The organism is Leclercia sp. S52 (assembly GCF_039727615.1).
GTDB lineage: Bacteria > Pseudomonadota > Gammaproteobacteria > Enterobacterales > Enterobacteriaceae > Enterobacter > Enterobacter adecarboxylatus_B.
In genome coordinates this window covers 4,011,435-4,028,028 of record NZ_CP152474.1, presented here as the reverse complement: position 1 = coordinate 4,028,028, position 16,594 = coordinate 4,011,435, and the positions used below count along the sequence as shown (strand labels likewise).

General features: G+C 57.5%; 13 protein-coding genes and 3 pseudogenes. 11 read left to right on the top strand and 5 right to left on the bottom strand.

The window, feature by feature from the left end; translation table 11 throughout:
• Positions 1-337: 337 nt before the first annotated feature.
• The 4 genes from gcvT (at position 338) to AAHB66_RS19205 (ending at position 5,666) form a co-directional block, all read left to right on the top strand.
• Entirely contained in the window at positions 338-1,432 is a 1,095-nt protein-coding gene (gene gcvT / locus AAHB66_RS19220; RefSeq protein WP_142487017.1) for a glycine cleavage system aminomethyltransferase GcvT, read from the top strand.
• Between the two features lie 23 nt (positions 1,433-1,455).
• Entirely contained in the window at positions 1,456-1,845 is a 390-nt protein-coding gene (gcvH, locus tag AAHB66_RS19215) for a glycine cleavage system protein GcvH (protein WP_039029826.1), read from the top strand.
• 127 nt (positions 1,846-1,972) lie between these two features.
• Positions 1,973-4,846 (top strand): aminomethyl-transferring glycine dehydrogenase, encoded by a 2,874-nt coding sequence (gcvP, locus tag AAHB66_RS19210; protein ID WP_347114102.1) that lies wholly within the window; start codon positions 1,973-1,975, stop codon positions 4,844-4,846.
• 76 nt (positions 4,847-4,922) lie between these two features.
• Positions 4,923-5,666, top strand: coding sequence for an SDR family oxidoreductase (locus AAHB66_RS19205; protein WP_347114101.1), 744 nt, complete (start codon positions 4,923-4,925; stop codon positions 5,664-5,666).
• A 58-nt stretch (positions 5,667-5,724) separates the two neighbouring features.
• Here the strand turns inward: AAHB66_RS19205 and bglA are convergent, their stop codons facing one another.
• Together bglA and AAHB66_RS19195 are read right to left on the bottom strand one after the other, a co-directional pair.
• Positions 5,725-7,158: a 6-phospho-beta-glucosidase BglA gene (bglA, locus tag AAHB66_RS19200; RefSeq protein ID WP_347114100.1), complete on the bottom strand. Its 1,434-nt coding sequence runs from the start codon at positions 7,156-7,158 to the stop codon at positions 5,725-5,727.
• Between the two features lie 115 nt (positions 7,159-7,273).
• The gene (locus tag AAHB66_RS19195) at positions 7,274-8,005 is read right to left on the bottom strand and encodes a MurR/RpiR family transcriptional regulator (protein WP_347116521.1); all 732 of its coding nucleotides are present in this window, start codon (positions 8,003-8,005) and stop codon (positions 7,274-7,276) included.
• Positions 8,006-8,057: 52 nt separating this feature from the next.
• Between AAHB66_RS19195 and yqfB the strand changes: the two genes are divergently transcribed.
• Both yqfB and AAHB66_RS19185 read left to right on the top strand, forming a co-directional pair.
• On the top strand, positions 8,058-8,369 hold the full coding sequence (gene yqfB, locus AAHB66_RS19190) for a N(4)-acetylcytidine aminohydrolase (protein WP_347114099.1): 312 nt from the start codon (positions 8,058-8,060) through the stop codon (positions 8,367-8,369).
• Between the two features lie 164 nt (positions 8,370-8,533).
• Positions 8,534-9,184, top strand: coding sequence for a hemolysin III family protein (locus AAHB66_RS19185; protein ID WP_347114098.1), 651 nt, complete (start codon positions 8,534-8,536; stop codon positions 9,182-9,184).
• 98 nt (positions 9,185-9,282) lie between these two features.
• On the opposite strand, the pseudogene AAHB66_RS19180 reads toward AAHB66_RS19185, so the two are convergent.
• Both AAHB66_RS19180 and ygfZ read right to left on the bottom strand, forming a co-directional pair.
• Positions 9,283-10,434 (bottom strand): annotated as a pseudogene (locus tag AAHB66_RS19180) (IS481 family transposase); the annotation flags it as partial.
• A 139-nt stretch (positions 10,435-10,573) separates the two neighbouring features.
• On the bottom strand, positions 10,574-11,554 hold the full coding sequence (gene ygfZ / locus AAHB66_RS19175) for a tRNA-modifying protein YgfZ (protein ID WP_347114097.1): 981 nt from the start codon (positions 11,552-11,554) through the stop codon (positions 10,574-10,576).
• 304 nt (positions 11,555-11,858) lie between these two features.
• Here ygfZ and sdhE point away from each other — a divergent pair, with 304 nt between their 5' ends.
• Complete coding sequence (gene sdhE / locus AAHB66_RS19170; protein WP_142487010.1) at positions 11,859-12,125, top strand: FAD assembly factor SdhE; 267 nt, start codon at positions 11,859-11,861, stop codon at positions 12,123-12,125.
• A complete protein-coding gene (locus AAHB66_RS19165; protein ID WP_347114095.1) occupies positions 12,106-12,519 on the top strand; it encodes a protein YgfX in 414 nt (137 codons plus the stop codon). Before sdhE ends, AAHB66_RS19165 begins: the two co-directional genes overlap by 20 nt.
• Positions 12,520-12,523: 4 nt before the next feature.
• Here the strand turns inward: AAHB66_RS19165 and fldB are convergent, their stop codons facing one another.
• The gene (gene fldB, locus AAHB66_RS19160) at positions 12,524-13,045 is read right to left on the bottom strand and encodes a flavodoxin FldB (RefSeq protein ID WP_347114094.1); all 522 of its coding nucleotides are present in this window, start codon (positions 13,043-13,045) and stop codon (positions 12,524-12,526) included.
• Between the two features lie 101 nt (positions 13,046-13,146).
• Between fldB and xerD the strand changes: the two are divergent.
• The 3 genes and pseudogenes from xerD to recJ all read left to right on the top strand — a co-directional run bounded on the left by xerD (position 13,147) and on the right by recJ (position 16,519).
• Positions 13,147-14,044, top strand: a pseudogene (gene xerD, locus AAHB66_RS19155) (site-specific tyrosine recombinase XerD).
• 21 nt (positions 14,045-14,065) lie between these two features.
• Positions 14,066-14,779 (top strand): bifunctional protein-disulfide isomerase/oxidoreductase DsbC, encoded by a 714-nt coding sequence (gene dsbC, locus AAHB66_RS19150; RefSeq protein WP_347114093.1) that lies wholly within the window; start codon positions 14,066-14,068, stop codon positions 14,777-14,779.
• 5 nt (positions 14,780-14,784) lie between these two features.
• Positions 14,785-16,519: pseudogene (recJ, locus tag AAHB66_RS19145) on the top strand (single-stranded-DNA-specific exonuclease RecJ).
• The last annotated feature ends 75 nt before the right edge of the window (positions 16,520-16,594 follow it).

Sequence of the window (16,594 nt, the reverse complement as noted above, 5' to 3'; positions counted from 1 at the left end):
TAGATTATCTAATCTGGCTATTTTTATGTTACGGAAATTCCGCGCGTTTTTCCGCACTAAATATCAGCCCATGCTAAATCCTGTCTTATTAACTTTGCTTTTGTGCGGGATGTTTCGCATTTTTATAGTGAATAACTCTGTACGCTTTGCTGGCATTTTTGACCATAAGCTAATGTGATGACCCACTTTGCCTTATGGTTAACCGCCGTTTTCGGTGGTAAGTTCAGGTAAAAGAGAACGTTTGCGTCGGCGTCCGGGAGCGATGCCGATGCCGGGTTTTATGGTGATTTTTTCAGCATAAAACGCAAGACAGCCCAGCTTATTCAACGAGGAAAAGATGGCTCAACAGACGCCTTTGTACGAACAACACACCTTATGCGGTGCGCGCATGGTCGATTTCCATGGCTGGATGATGCCGCTGCATTATGGTTCGCAGATTGATGAGCATCATGCGGTGCGCACCGATGCCGGTATGTTCGACGTCTCGCATATGACCATTGTCGATCTGCACGGCAGCCGCACCCGGGAGTTTTTGCGTTATCTGCTGGCGAACGACGTGGCCAAACTCACGAAGCCGGGCAAAGCGCTCTATTCCGGAATGCTGAATGCCTCCGGCGGCGTGATTGACGACCTGATTGTTTATTACCTCACCGAAGATTTCTTCCGCCTCGTTGTTAACTCCGCCACCCGTGAAAAAGACCTCGCCTGGATCACCCAACACGCTGAACCTTACGCCATCGACATCACCGTGCGTGACGACCTGTCGCTTATCGCGGTGCAGGGGCCGAACGCGCAGGCGAAAGCCGCATCCCTGTTCACTGATGAACAGCGCCAGGCCACCGACGGCATGAAGCCGTTCTTTGGCGTGCAGGCGGGCGATCTGTTTGTGGCGACCACCGGCTATACCGGTGAAGCGGGCTACGAAATTGCGATGCCGAACGAAAAAGCGGCCGATTTCTGGCGTGCGCTGGTGGAAGCGGGCGTTAAGCCGGCCGGCCTGGGGGCGCGCGATACGCTGCGTCTGGAAGCCGGGATGAATTTGTATGGCCAGGAGATGGACGAAGGTGTCTCTCCGCTGGCGGCTAACATGGGCTGGACCATTGCATGGGAGCCGGCCGATCGCGACTTTATCGGTCGTGAAGTGCTGGAGCAGCAGCGTGAGAAGGGCACCGAACAGCTGGTTGGCCTGGTGATGACCGAGAAGGGCGTGCTGCGCGGCGAGCTGCCGGTACGTTTCACCGACGCCAATGGCAACCACTGCGAAGGCATTATCACCAGCGGCACCTTCTCCCCGACGCTGGGATACAGTATTGCTCTGGCGCGTGTGCCGGCGGGTATTGGCGAGACTGCCGTGGTGCAGATCCGCAACCGCGAAATGCCGGTCCGCGTGACCAAACCGATTTTTGTTCGCGCCGGTAAGCCGGTCGCCTAATTATTTTTATCAGGAGAAATTCAATGAGCAATGTGCCAGCAGAACTGAAATACAGCAAAGAACACGAGTGGCTGCGCAAAGAAGCCGACGGCACCTACACCGTTGGGATCACCGAGCATGCTCAGGAGCTGTTAGGTGACATGGTCTTTGTGGATCTGCCGGAAGTGGGCGCGACCGTAACCGCCGGTGACGACTGCGCCGTGGCCGAATCTGTAAAAGCCGCTTCTGATATCTATGCGCCAGTGGGCGGCGAAATCGTGGCGGTTAACGACGCCCTGAGCGACTCCCCGGAGCTGGTAAACAGCGAGCCATACGGCGAAGGCTGGATCTTCAAAATTAAAGCCAGCGACGAAGCGGAAGTTGCCGCCCTGCTGGATGCGACTGCGTACGAAGCCCTGTTAGAAGACGAATAACGTTGTGCCGGATGGCGCTGCGCTTATCCGGCCTACAGGACAACGTAGGCCCGGTAAGCGTTAGCGCCACCGGGCAACAGAGTTACAGACAACTACGATTCACTGCACGTTTCAGGAACCATCGCTCATGACACAGACTTTAAGCCAGCTTGAAAACCGTGGCGCCTTCATTGAACGTCACATTGGGCCGGATGCTCAACAACAGCAGGAGATGCTGAAGACGGTTGGCGCGGATTCGCTCGACGCACTGATCGGCCAGATCGTGCCAAAGGATATTCAGCTCGCGACCCCACCGCAGGTGGGTGAATCGACGACTGAATACGCTGCGCTGGCGGAACTGAAAGGCATTGCCAGCCTGAACAAGCGCTTTAAGTCTTACATTGGCATGGGCTACACCAACGTGCAGTTACCGCCGGTGATCCTGCGCAACATGCTGGAGAACCCGGGCTGGTACACCGCCTACACCCCCTACCAGCCGGAAGTCTCTCAGGGCCGTCTGGAAGCGCTGCTTAACTTCCAGCAGGTTACTCTGGATCTGACCGGTCTCGACATTGCCTCGGCCTCGCTGCTGGATGAAGCCACTGCCGCCGCAGAAGCGATGGCGATGGCAAAACGCGTCAGCAAACTGAAGGGTGCAAACCGCTTCTTCGTCGCCGCCGACGTTCACCCGCAAACCCTCGACGTGGTGCGTACCCGTGCGGAGACCTTTGGTTTTGAGGTGATCGTTGATGACGCCGATAAAGTGCTGGATCACCAGGACGTGTTCGGCGTACTGCTGCAGCAGGTTGGCACCACCGGTGAAGTGCACGACTACGGCACCCTGATTACCGGGCTGAAGGCGCGCAAGATTGTCGTCAGCGTGGCGGCCGATTTTATGGCGCTGGTGCTGTTAACCGCTCCGGGCAAACAGGGCGCGGACATCGTCTTCGGCTCTGCGCAGCGCTTCGGCGTGCCGATGGGCTACGGCGGTCCACACGCGGCCTTTTTCGCCGCGAAAGATGAATTCAAACGCTCCATGCCAGGCCGCATTATCGGCGTATCAAAAGATGCCGCCGGTAACACCGCCCTGCGCATGGCGATGCAGACTCGCGAGCAGCACATTCGTCGTGAGAAAGCGAACTCCAACATCTGTACCTCGCAGGTGCTGCTGGCTAACATCGCCAGCCTGTACGCCGTCTTCCACGGCCCGGCTGGCCTGAAGCGTATCGCCAGCCGCATTCATCGTCTGGCGGATATCCTCGCCTGCGGCCTGCAGCAGAAAGGACAAAAACTGCGCCACGCGCACTTCTTCGATACCCTGTGTGTCGAAGTGGCCGACAAAGCGGCGGTGCTGGCCCGTGCTGAAGCCGCAGAGATCAACCTGCGCAGCGACATCCTGAATGCTGTGAGCATCACCCTGGATGAGACCACCACTCGCGAAGATATCCAGGTGCTGTTCAACGTCCTGCTGGGCGAAGGTCACGGTCTGGATGTGGCTACCCTCGACAAAGAGGTGGCGCATGACAGCCGCTCCATTCAGGCGACCATGCTGCGCGACGACGCGATCCTTGCCCATCCGGTGTTTAACCGCTACCACAGCGAAACCGAAATGATGCGCTACATGCACTCGCTGGAGCGCAAGGATCTGGCCCTGAACCAGGCGATGATCCCGCTGGGCTCCTGCACCATGAAGCTGAACGCCGCCGCTGAGATGATCCCGATCACCTGGCCGGAATTCGCTGAGCTGCACCCGTTCTGCCCGGCAGATCAGGCGGAAGGCTACCATATGATGATCAACCAGCTCTCCGACTGGCTGGTGAAGCTGACCGGCTACGACGCTCTTTGCATGCAGCCGAACTCCGGCGCTCAGGGTGAGTACGCGGGCCTGCTGGCAATCCGTCACTATCACGAGAGCCGCAACGAAGGCCATCGCGATATCTGCCTGATCCCAAGCTCTGCGCACGGCACCAACCCGGCCTCGGCCCAGATGGCAGGGATGGAAGTGGTGGTTGTCGCCTGCGATAAGAACGGCAACATCGATCTGGCGGACCTGCGTGCGAAAGCAGAACAGACCAGCGATAAGCTCTCCTGCATCATGGTGACCTATCCGTCCACCCACGGTGTGTACGAAGAGACTATCCGTGAAGTGTGCGAAATCGTGCACCAGCACGGTGGCCAGGTCTACCTCGATGGTGCCAACATGAACGCCCAGGTGGGCATCACCACCCCAGGCTTTATCGGCGCGGACGTGTCGCACCTGAACCTGCACAAAACCTTCTGCATTCCGCACGGCGGTGGCGGCCCGGGTATGGGTCCAATCGGTGTGAAAGCGCACCTGGCGCCGTTCGTACCGGGTCACAGCGTGGTGCAGATCGAAGGCATGCTGACCCGTCAGGGCGCGGTCTCTGCGGCACCGTTCGGCAGCGCCTCTATCCTGCCAATCAGCTGGATGTATATCCGCATGATGGGTGCGGAAGGGCTGAAGAAGGCCAGCCAGGTGGCGATCCTCAATGCGAACTACATCGCAACGCGTCTGAAGTCCGCCTTCCCGGTGCTCTACACCGGTCGCGATGGCCGCGTGGCGCACGAGTGTATTCTGGATATTCGTCCGCTGAAAGAGCAGACCGGCATCAGCGAGCTGGACATTGCTAAGCGTCTGATCGACTACGGCTTCCATGCGCCAACCATGTCGTTCCCGGTCGCGGGCACGCTGATGGTTGAGCCAACCGAATCCGAAAGCAAAGCCGAACTGGACCGCTTTATCGACGCGATGCTGGCAATCCGCATGGAGATCGACCGCGTTCAGGATGGTGAATGGACGCTGGAAGATAACCCGCTGGTTAACGCCCCGCACACCCAGCACGAAATGGTGGCGGAGTGGAATCACGCTTACTCCCGCGAGCTGGCGGTCTTCCCGGCAGGCGTTGCCAACAAGTACTGGCCGACCGTGAAGCGTCTTGATGACGTCTACGGCGACCGCAACCTGTTCTGCTCCTGCGTGCCGATGAGCGAATACCAGTAACCTTTCTGCTATAACATAATCTGTAGGCCGGGTAAGCGTCAGCGCCACCCGGCTTTTTTTTATCTGGAGGTAGTGAATGGCAATCGCACTTGTAACCGGCGCCAGTCGCGGAATTGGCAAAGCGACCGCGCTGCAGCTGGCACGCGAAGGCTATACCGTGGCGGTGAATTATCACCACAACATCAAAGCCGCAACCGATGTGATCGCGCAGATTACGGAAGAGGGCGGCAGGGCCTTTGCCGTGCGGGCGGATATCAGCGACGAAGCCCAGGTCATGGCGATGTTCGATAGCCTCGACCGTGAAGGCGAGCCCCTTACCGCGCTGGTTAACAACGCCGGCATCCTGTTCGAGCAGAGCACCATCGAAAATCTCTCTGCCGAGCGCATTAACCGGGTGCTGGCCACCAACGTAACCGGGTATTTCCTCTGCTGCCGTGAAGCGGTGAAACGCATGGCGCTGAAGCATGGCGGGAAAGGCGGGGCGATTGTGAACGTCTCGTCCGCGGCATCGCGACTGGGTGCGCCGGGGGAGTATGTGGATTACGCGGCCTCCAAAGGCGCGGTGGATTCACTGACAACCGGGTTATCGCTGGAGGTGGCGGCGCAGGGCATCCGGGTTAACTGCGTCCGTCCGGGGCTGATCTACACCGAAATTCATGCCTCCGGCGGGGAGCCAGGACGCGTGGATCGGGTGAAGTCGATGCTGCCGATGCAGCGTGGCGGCCAGCCTGAAGAGGTGGCGCAGGCGATTGTCTGGCTGCTGAGCGAGAAGGCGTCGTACGTGACGGGCAGTTTTATTGAGTTAGCGGGCGGGAAGTAATCCCACCCGTATCATTTGTAGGCCGGGTAAGGCGAAGCCGCCACCCGGCGTTACAGAGTTAAAGTTTCTCGCCGTTGCTGGCGATAACGGCTTTGTACCACTCAAAGCTCTTCTTGCGCGAACGGGACATGTCGCCGGTGCCGTCGTCGTGCTTGTTCACGTAGATAAAGCCGTAGCGTTTGCTGTACTGACCGGTGGTGAACGACACGCAGTCGATGCAGCCCCACGGGGTGTAGCCCATCAGGTCCACGCCATCGTAAGTAACGGCTTTTATCATCTCTTCGACGTGGGCGCGGAGGTAGTCGATACGGTAGTCATCGTTGATGCTGCCGTCTTCTTCCACTTTATCGTAAGCGCCGAAGCCGTTTTCCACGATAAACAGCGGCTTCTGATAGCGCTCATACAGTTCGCACAGGGCGTAGCGCAGGCCCACCGGGTCGATCTGCCAGCCCCAGTCCGATGCTTTCACGTGCGGGTTCGGGACGCTGCCTTCGAAGCCGGAGATCGCATCGCCAGTACCGCCTTCCGCTTTCACCGCGTTGGTCATGTAATAGCTGAAGCCCAGATAGTCACAGGTGCCTTCACGCAGGATCTGCTCGTCGCCCGCTTCCATATTGATGGTGAAACCGCGGCGCTCCCATTCGTTCAGCACGTAAGACGGGTAGTAACCGCGCAGCTGCACGTCGGTAAAGACATAGCGCTCACGCATCGATTCCTGGGCAAACATCACGTCTTCGGGTTTGCAGGAGAACGGATAGAGCGCCACCATCGCCAGCATGCAGCCGACTTTCATTTCCGGGTTGATACGACGCGCGGCTTTCACCGCCAGGGCGCTGGCCACGAACTGGTGATGCAGCACCTGATACATGGTCTCTTCCGGGTTCTGATGCTCGGTATAGACCACGCCGGAGCAGCAGTAGCCGAACAGCGGGGCGCGCCAGTTACGCTGGTTGTTGATCTCGTTGAAGGTCATCCAGTATTTGACCTTGCTCTTGTAGCGCTCAAACACCACTTCAGCGAACTTAACGAAGAAGTCCACCACCTTACGGTTGGTCCAGCCGCCGTACTCCTGCACCAGGTGCAGCGGCATTTCGAAGTGGGAGAGGGTGATCACCGGCTCGATGTTGTACTTCAGCAGCTCATCGAACATGTCATCGTAGAACTTCAGCCCCTCTTCGTTCGGCTGGGTTTCGTCACCTTTCGGGAAGATACGGGTCCAGGCGATGGAGGTGCGGAAGCATTTGAAGCCCATCTCGGCAAACAGCTTGATGTCGTCTTTATAGTGGCCGTGAAAGTCGATGGCTTCATGGTTCGGGTAGTATTTGCCCTCAACCACTTCCTGGGTGATCTCACGCGGCACGCCGTGTGCGCCGCCGGTCAGCACGTCACAAATGCTCGGGCCTTTGCCGCCTTTGTTCCAGCCGCCTTCAACCTGATGCGCCGCAACCGCGCCGCCCCATAAAAAGTCTTTTGGTAAGGTGAGTTTTTTCATCTTTGCTAATCTCATTTATTACTGACTGTTTTTGAGTCTAACAAAGGGGATTAAAAAGTCACGATATAACAATTCGCAGAAATTGTAATATGTTACATATGAAAAACAGGGTGTTTTATTCCGTTAATTTCTTCGCCAGTTTACGCCCCAGGGATTCAAGAATATAAATCACCGGGATTTGCGTCGTAATATCATAGACGCCTGCGATACGGGTTTGCGGGACGTGCCAGGAGAGATTAAAGTCCGCCAGTTTCGCCAGCCGCGAATGTTCGTGGCTGGTGATGGAGAGCACCTTGCAGTGATGCAGGCTGAACTGGCTGGCGAAGCGCAGGATCTCTTCGGTTTCGCCCGAGACCGAGAGAACAATCGCCAGCGCATTTTTCGCCATATCATTAGTGACCGGGAAATAAGGATCGTCGATATGGTTGCTGAATTTACCAATATTGGAAAAGAAGCGTGCACCATATTTTGCCAGCGAACCTGAGGTGCCTGCGCCGACAAATATAATGCGCTCCGACGATAAAATAATATCGACGGCGTTATTTAATAGCGAATCAAATTCGTCGTTGTTTACGCTTTTGAAAAAACTGATAATCTCGCTGGCACCAAAATTGGCCTGCTGCGGTTCGTTTTGTTCGAGATATAACTTAAAACGGACGCGGAATTCAGAATAGCCATCGCAATTCAGCTTGCGGCAAAAGCGTAGCACGGTGGTGGTAGAGACCCCCGCCGTATCCGCCAGTTCGCGGATGGTCATGTACATCACCCGATCGCGGTTTTTAATGACGGTGTTGTAAACCATCATCTCCAGATTATTGAGACTGGCAATGGCGGAATGGGAGAACATGCTCACAGGGGCTAAACTCACTCATCAGACTTCATCTTCAGGGAATAATAACATGCAGCCAAACGACATCACTTTTTTTCAGCGCTTTCAGGATGACATTCTGGCCGGGCGTAAGACCATCACCATCCGTGATGAGAGCGAGGCGCACTTTAAAGCGGGCGATGTGCTACGGGTGGGGCGTTACGAAGACAACGGCTATTTTTGCACCATTGAGGTGACGGGTACCTCGACCGTGACGCTGGAGACGCTGACCGAAAAACATGCTCAGCAGGAGAACATGACCCTCGGTGAACTTAAGCGGGTCATCGCGGAGATCTACCCAAATCAGACTCAGTTTTATGTCATTGATTTTAAATGTCTTTGATTTAAATCGGAACGCCCGTTAGCTGAAAATATCATCCAAATATATGATTGTATTAAATAAATATTTATATGATATTTATTTTAGCTAACAGGTGTTCACTGGAATCATTCTCAGTTAGCATAGTCAGCGATGCAGTATTCACTTATGTTTTCCCGGAGTTCTCTATGGTTAGCAAACCATTAACCGCACAGGGATATTCGCTGGCTGAGGAAATAGCCAACAGTATTAGTCACGGAGTCGGCCTGGTGTTTGGCATCGTCGGGCTGGTATTGCTGCTGGTTCAGGCGGTCGACACCAACGCCAGCGCGCTGGCGATAACCAGTTACAGCCTGTACGGCGGAAGCATGATTCTGCTGTTCCTGGCATCTACCCTTTACCATGCCATTCCGCATCAGCGGGCCAAGATCTGGCTGAAAAAATTCGACCACTGCGCCATCTATCTGCTGATTGCCGGGACCTATACGCCGTTTTTGCTGGTGGGGCTGGATTCACCGCTGGCGCGCGGGCTGATGATTGTTATCTGGGGCCTGGCGCTGCTGGGGATCCTGTTCAAGCTGACCATCGCGCACCGTTTTAAGATGCTGTCGCTGGTGACCTATCTGACCATGGGCTGGCTGTCGCTGATTGTGATCTATCAGCTGGCGGTTAAACTGGCGGCAGGTGGGGTGACGTTGCTGGCGGTGGGCGGAATTGTCTATTCGCTGGGGGTGATTTTTTACGTCTGCAAGCGCATCCCCTATAACCACGCGATCTGGCACGGGTTTGTGCTGGGAGGCAGCGTGTGCCATTTCCTGGCGATTTATTTGTACGTTTAAGGTGATGTGCGGCCTGATGCCCTCACCCCAGCCCTCTCCCACTGTACGGTCCGGGGACATGGTAGACAGATGTTCGGGGACATGGTGAACACTTTTTAACATCCTTTACCCATGGTGATCGACTTTTTCTTCAGGTCGATCACCCCCACTTTCATGCTGTACCACCAGACCTCATAGCCTCCATCATCTGCCGTTTCCCGCAGACCAACCCGCTCTCCCCTGAACGCCTTGCCTGCCATCAGACTGACGCCGCGGATTGTCAGCTTCCCGCTGATATCCACCTTCCGGACCTGCACGTCCTCGTCGTATTCCGGTGGCCTTGTGTGGCCGCTGTACTGCCGTGCAGACGGCTGGTAGCGGGAGGCCGGCACCGCCATACCCAAGGCCTCATGCGGGCGTTCAAGGTTATAGACCGTCCGCCAGTGATCGAAGGCGCGCTGCAGTTCACCGCTGTCCGTGAACCACTTACCCTGCAGGACTTCCGCCTTCAGGCTGCGGTGAAAACGCTCCAGCTTGCCCTGGGTCTGCGGATGGTAAGGCCTCGAGTGGCTCACCCGGATCCCCTGACGCATCAGCCACAGCTCCAGTGCCGTCCAGATGCCGGTGGTGTCGCCCCAGGGCGCGCCGTTATCCATGGTCATCCGGTCCGGCAGGCCGTAGCGTTCAAACACCCCGACCAGCTGCTGCTGCACGGTCTCACGCCGTTCATCGGGACAGTGCATCAGGCACAGGGAAAAACGGGAGTGGTCGTCCAGCAGGGTGAGTGGATGGCAGCGTCCGCCGCCAAAGGGAAAGTGGCCCTTGAAGTCCATCTGCCAGAGCTGGTTGGGGGCCGAATGTTCGAAGCGCCCTGTTGCGGGCACTCCTGGCGCACCACCCGGCAGCAGGCCATGGCGGGCCATCAGGTTATGGACGGTGCTGAAGGCAGGCATGCGGTGGCCCTGGTCTTCCAGCCAGCGCTTGATCTTGCGCGCGCCCCAGCGTTAGTGACGGACATGTGCCATACGCAACAGGTCAGTGATGTCGTCGGACGACCGGTTCGGGGAATGATGAGGAATGCGGGGGCGGTCCTGAAGACCGGGAGCGCCTTCCTCAGCCCAGCGGCGAAGCCACTTGTAGCCGGTGGCAGGTGAGATGCCGTAGTGACGGCACAGTGCGCGGACGTTCGCCCCGTCCTGCGAGGCGAACAATACAAACTCGGTACGTAGTGACATGGTATCTCTCGCATCCCACGGCATAAGCGACTCCACAGACGGGTTCTTATGCCTTAGTTGTAAGTGTCTACCATGTCCCCGAACAAGTGTTCATGATGTCCCCGGACCGTACACCCACAGGGAGAGGGTGCACACATTAAAAACGGTAACCCCAGGGTTACCGTTTTGCTTTTATTCACTCTTCCAGCGAATACGGCAGCGGCTCGATGCTCAGGGTATTCACATCTTCACGCACGCGGAATACGCTGTCGGGTTCCATGTCATTGTTCATAACGGCCTGCACCAGCAGACGACCATCATCGAGCTGAACGGCGGCGAGCACGGTGCCGGTCCGGCGCCAGTTCTCACCCATTTTCAGCTCCAGATCTTCGCCGGCTTCCGGTACACGGCTGGCCTGGCCCGCCAGATACCACAGCGCGCGTTTGTTGGCACCGCGGAACTTCGCGCGGGCGACCATCTCCTGGCCGGTGTAGCAGCCTTTTTTAAAGCTGATCCCGCCGAGCGCCTGCAGGTTGGTTGCCTGAGGAATAAACTGCCCGCTGTTGGCGGCGTCGATAACCGGGATGCCCGCTTCAATGTTCAGCGACAGCCACTGCTGGCTGTTATTCAGCTGGGCTTCGCCACGCAGGGCCTGGGTCACGCGCTCTGCGGTGGCAACATCGGTCACCAGCAGGAAGCGTTCCGCCGGGTGTTCAAACCACAGCAGCGAGGTGGCACCATCGTGGGTTACCTGTTTTTCGGCATCAGGCAGTTCGCTGAACAGGTTTTTCAACGCTGCGCGCGCCTGGAACCCGGCTACGCCCAGCAGCACCAGCTCGTCATCGGCGGCGATGGTCACTTTTGAGAACACCGCATATTTTTTCAGCTCGGCGAGCTGCGCATCGCGCAGGCTGCGGCGTTCGATCAGGGCAAAACCGTCCTGGCGGCGGAAGAGGCGCAGGTTGCTCCACATCTTGCCTTTCGGATCGCAGTGCGCGGCCAGCAGGTGTTGGTGTTCGGTCATTTGACTGACGTCAGCGGTCACCTGGCCCTGCAGGTACTTTTCGCTGTCCGCGCCGACGAGAGTTGCCAGCGCCCAGTCATCAAGAGTCATAAGCGTCAGCGGCAGACGCGCAGAGGCGACAGGCTGGCGCGGAGAAAAAGGTGTGAATGCCATAGTGATGTCCTGAATTGCATAACGCTTTGTTGATGCCTAATGGTAAAAGAGACTGTAGCCAATGCAAGCGGTTTCAACAGGCTATTCGTGCCCTCGCGCTGTTCTGCGTAACGCGACGCAAAACGGATGAACACCCGTTTTTGTTGTGGTTTTTTCTGGAAGAGTGCGCCTGCAACGCAATATTCCAGTAATGAAACAGCAAAAAACACGTTACACTAAGAGCCGTTTCTTCCCGGTAGATTCTCATTCTCAGCCGATACGAACGGAACACTGCCTGAACTCAACGTTATGCAGGAAAATGCACATGGACATTACTAACAAAGCCCGCATTCATTGGGCATGCCGCCGCGGTATGCGCGAACTCGATATCTCCATCATGCCGTTCTTCGAATACGAATACGACACCCTGAGCGATGAGGACAAACAGCTCTTCATCCGCCTGCTGGAGAACGACGATCCTGATTTATTTAACTGGTTGATGAATCACGGCGAACCTGCCGATGCCGAACTGCAACGAATGGTGCTTTTAATTCAAACACGGAATCGGGAACGTGGTCCTGTGGCAATCTGATTTACGCGTCTCGTGGCGCGCCCAGTGGATGTCTCTTTTGCTCCACGGCCTGGTTGCGGCCTGCATTCTGCTGATGCCGTGGCCGCTGAGCTACACCCCGTTATGGCTTATCTTACTGTCGCTGGTGGTTTTCGACAGCGTGCGCAGCCAACGGCGCATTAATTCCCGCCAGGGCGAAATCAAACTGTTCATGGACTCCCGTCTGCACTGGCAGGGCAGCGAGTGGGAGATTGTCGGCTCGCCGTGGATGTTAAATGCCGGGATGATGCTCCGGTTACGTAAAGGCGACGGAAAACGCTACCAGCATTTGTGGCTGGCGGCAGACAGTATGGATGAAGGGGAGTGGCGGGATCTGCGCCGGATGCTTTCGCAGCAACCGACGCAGGGGCGGTAGCGGGTTAACTGAACTGCTCCGCCATTTCGCCGAGGATCTGCTCGCACCAGCTCTGCAGGCGTTCCTCGCTCAGATCGTATTGATTCGTCTCATCAAGGGCCAGCCCGACAAACAGCTGGCCATCGGCAATGATCGGTTTCTTGCTGGTAAACTCATAGCCTTCGGTCGGCCAGTAACCGATGAAGGTCACGCCTTTTGGCGCCAGCTTGTCGTGCAGCATCCCCAGCGCGTCGAGGAACCACTCGCCGTAGCCCAACTGATCGCCCATGCCGTACAGCGCGATAATTTTACCTTCCAGCTGCAGGCCATCCAGACTATCCCAGATGGCTTCCCAGTCTTCCTGCAGCTCACCGAAATCCCAGGTCGGGATACCGAGGATCAGCACGTCGTACTGCTCCATCAGCGTCGGGGCGTCGTCTTTAAGATTATGCAGGGTGACCAGTTCCGGACCGATAATGTCGCGAATTTTCTCTGCGGCCATCTCGGTGTAGCAGGTGCTGGAACCATAAAACAGACCAATATTCATCGCTAAAATGTCTCAATACTTGCTATGACTTTGCGAGTAGTGTACCAGAAACAACCTGCATTCAGGCATAATGCACCCATTGCAGAACGAAAGAGGCTGACGTGGAAAAGGATCTCGCACTCATCGAGCAGTTTCTCGATGCGCTGTGGCTGGAGAAGAATCTTGCCGAAAATACCCTCAGCGCTTACCGACGCGATCTGGGGATGCTGGTGGCCTGGTTGCATCATCACGATCTCTCGCTTGCCACGGCCCAAAGCGGGGATCTGCAGGCGCTGCTTGCCGAGCGTATGGAGGGGGGGCTATAAAGCCACCAGCTCCGCGCGGCTGCTGAGCGCCATGCGACGCCTGTTCCAGCATCTGTATCGTGAGAAATTACGCGCCGACGATCCCAGCGCCGTGCTGGCGTCACCCAAGCTGCCCCAGCGTCTGCCGAAGGATCTCAGCGAAGCACAAGTTGAGAGATTATTACAGTCGCCGGTGGTTGACCAACCGCTGGAGTTACGCGATAAAGCGATGCTTGAGGTCTTGTACGCGACGGGACTGCGCGTCTCTGAGCTGGTCGGTCTGACGATGAGCGATATCAGCCTGCGTCAGGGCGTGGTGCGGGTGATCGGTAAAGGCAACAAAGAGCGTCTGGTGCCGCTGGGTGAAGAGGCGGTGTACTGGCTGGAGAACTATCTTCAGCATGGGCGTCCGTGGTTGCTTAACGGTGTCTCCATTGATGTGCTGTTTCCTAGCCAGCGTGCGCAACAGATGACGCGTCAAACCTTCTGGCATCGCATCAAACATTACGCCACACTGGCGGGTATCGACAGTGAAAAACTTTCGCCGCACGTTCTGCGTCACGCTTTTGCGACCCATCTTCTGAATCACGGCGCCGACCTGCGCGTGGTCCAGATGCTGCTTGGGCACAGTGACCTTTCAACGACGCAAATCTACACGCATGTCGCGACGGAACGCCTGCGGCAGCTACACCAACAGCATCACCCACGTGCGTGATGACTTGTAACAGGAACCAATATGAAAAAGTCTTTAGTGCTGTTCTCTCTGCTGGCAGCCTCATTATCTGGCCTGGCGCATGCTGACGATGCGGCCATTAAACAGTCTCTGGCGAAGCTCGGCGTTACCGGGAGCGAGATCCAACCTGCGCCGATCCCAGGGATGAAAACCGTGATGACCAGCGGCGGCGTGCTGTACGTTACCGAAGACGGTAAGCACTTTCTGCAGGGGCCGCTGTACGATGTGAGCGGCGCCCAGCCGGTCAACGTCACTAACCAGATGCTGATGAAAAACCTGAACGCGCTGGAAAAAGAGATGATCGTTTACAAAGCGGCGCAGGAAAAGCATGTCATCACCGTCTTCACCGACATCACCTGCGGCTACTGCCACAAGCTGCACGAAGAGATGAAAGACTACAACGCGCTGGGGATTACCGTGCGTTATCTTGCTTTCCCGCGTGCGGGCGTGCAGAGCCAGCCTGAGCAGGACATGAAAGCCATCTGGTGTGCGAAAGATCGCAACAAAGCCTTTGATGACGCTATGAGCGGCAAAGGCATTCAGCCCGCCTCCTGCGATATCGACATCGCCAACCACTACGCGCTGGGCGTGCAGTTTGGCGTGACCGGTACGCCCGCCATCGTCCTGAGCAACGGCTACGTGGTGCCGGGTTACCAGGGGCCGAAAGAGATGAAAGAGTTCCTCGACGCGCACCAGAAACAGTTTGGCGGTAAATAATTCGCGTGAAATCTTCGATACAACTCCGTCGTCGTGAAGTGAACGACAGCGCCGCGTTACCCGCGGAGCTGTCGCCCCTGTTGCGTCGACTGTACGCCAGCCGTGGCGTGCAAACGGCAGACGACCTTGAACGAAGCGTAAAAGGCATGCTGCCCTGGCAGGCGCTGAGTGGCGTCGATACGGCCACGGAGCTGCTGTACAACGCTTTTAGGGAAGGGACGCGCATCATCGTGGTGGGGGATTTCGATGCCGATGGCGCCACCAGTACCGCGCTGAGCGTGCTCAGCCTGCGGGCGATGGGGTGCGATAACGTCTCCTACCTGGTGCCGAATCGCTTTGAGGATGGCTACGGCCTGAGCCCGGAAGTGGTCGATCAGGCCCACGCCCGCGGCGCGCAAATGATCCTCACCGTCGACAATGGGATCTCATCCCATGCCGGTGTCGATCGTGCGCACGAGCTTGGGATCCCGGTGCTGGTCACCGATCACCACCTGCCTGGCGACACGCTGCCGGCGGCGGAAGCGATCATCAACCCCAACCTGCGCGACTGCGACTTCCCGTCGAAAGCGCTGGCGGGCGTCGGCGTGGCCTTCTACCTGATGCTGGCGCTGCGCACGAAGCTGAGGGATAAGGGCTGGTTCGAGGCGCAGGGCATTGCCGCGCCCAATCTGGCTGAATACCTCGATCTGGTGGCGCTGGGCACCGTGGCGGACGTGGTGCCGCTGGATGCCAATAACCGCATTCTCACCTGGCAGGGCTTAAACCGCATTCGGGCGGGCAAATGCCGGCCGGGCATTAAGGCGCTGCTGGAGATCTCCAACCGGGAGCAGCAGCGGCTGGCGGCCAGCGATCTGGGCTTTGCCCTCGGTCCGCGTCTCAACGCCGCCGGGCGACTGGATGATATGTCGGTGGGCGTAGCGTTGCTGCTGTGCGACAACGTCGGCGAAGCGCGCGTGCTGGCCAACGAGCTGGATGCCCTGAACCAGACCCGCAAAGAGATCGAGCAGGGGATGCAGGCCGAAGCCCTGATCCTGTGCGAAAAGCTGGAGCGCAGCGGCGAGACGCTGCCCGGCGGGCTGGCAATGTACCACCCCGAGTGGCACCAGGGGGTGGTCGGGATCCTGGCCTCGCGCATCAAAGAGCGTTTTCACCGGCCGGTGATTGCGTTTGCGCCGGCCGGAGACGGCACGCTGAAAGGATCGGGCCGATCCATCCAGGGGCTGCATATGCGCGATGCGCTGGAGCGTCTGCATACGCTGCACCCGGATCTGATGATCAAATTTGGCGGCCACGCGATGGCGGCGGGCTTGTCGCTGGAGGAGGCGAAGTTCGAGCGGTTCCAGCGCCTGTTCAGCGAGCTGGTCACCGACTGGCTTGATCCGGCCCTGTTGCAGGGGGGAAGTGGTCTCCGACGGTCCGTTAACGCCTGCTGAAATGACCATGGAGGTGGCGCAAATGCTGCGTGATGCCGGGCCGTGGGGGCAGATGTTCCCGGAGCCGCTGTTCGATGGTCGTTTCCGTCTGCTGCAACAGCGGCTGGTGGGTGAACGCCATCTGAAAGTGATGGTGGAGCCGGTCGGCGGCGGTCCGCTGCTGGACGGTATCGCCTTTAACGTCGATACCAGCATCTGGCCGGACAACGGCGTGCGCGAAGTCGAACTGGCCTACAAACTGGATATCAACGAGTTTCGCGGCAACCGCACGCTGCAAATCATCATCGACCATATCTGGCCACTTTAGCATCACTATTCCGCTATAAAACAGGGCGTGAATCCGGTACAATTCCGCCCTTATCTCCGCATTTTGACTAGTCCA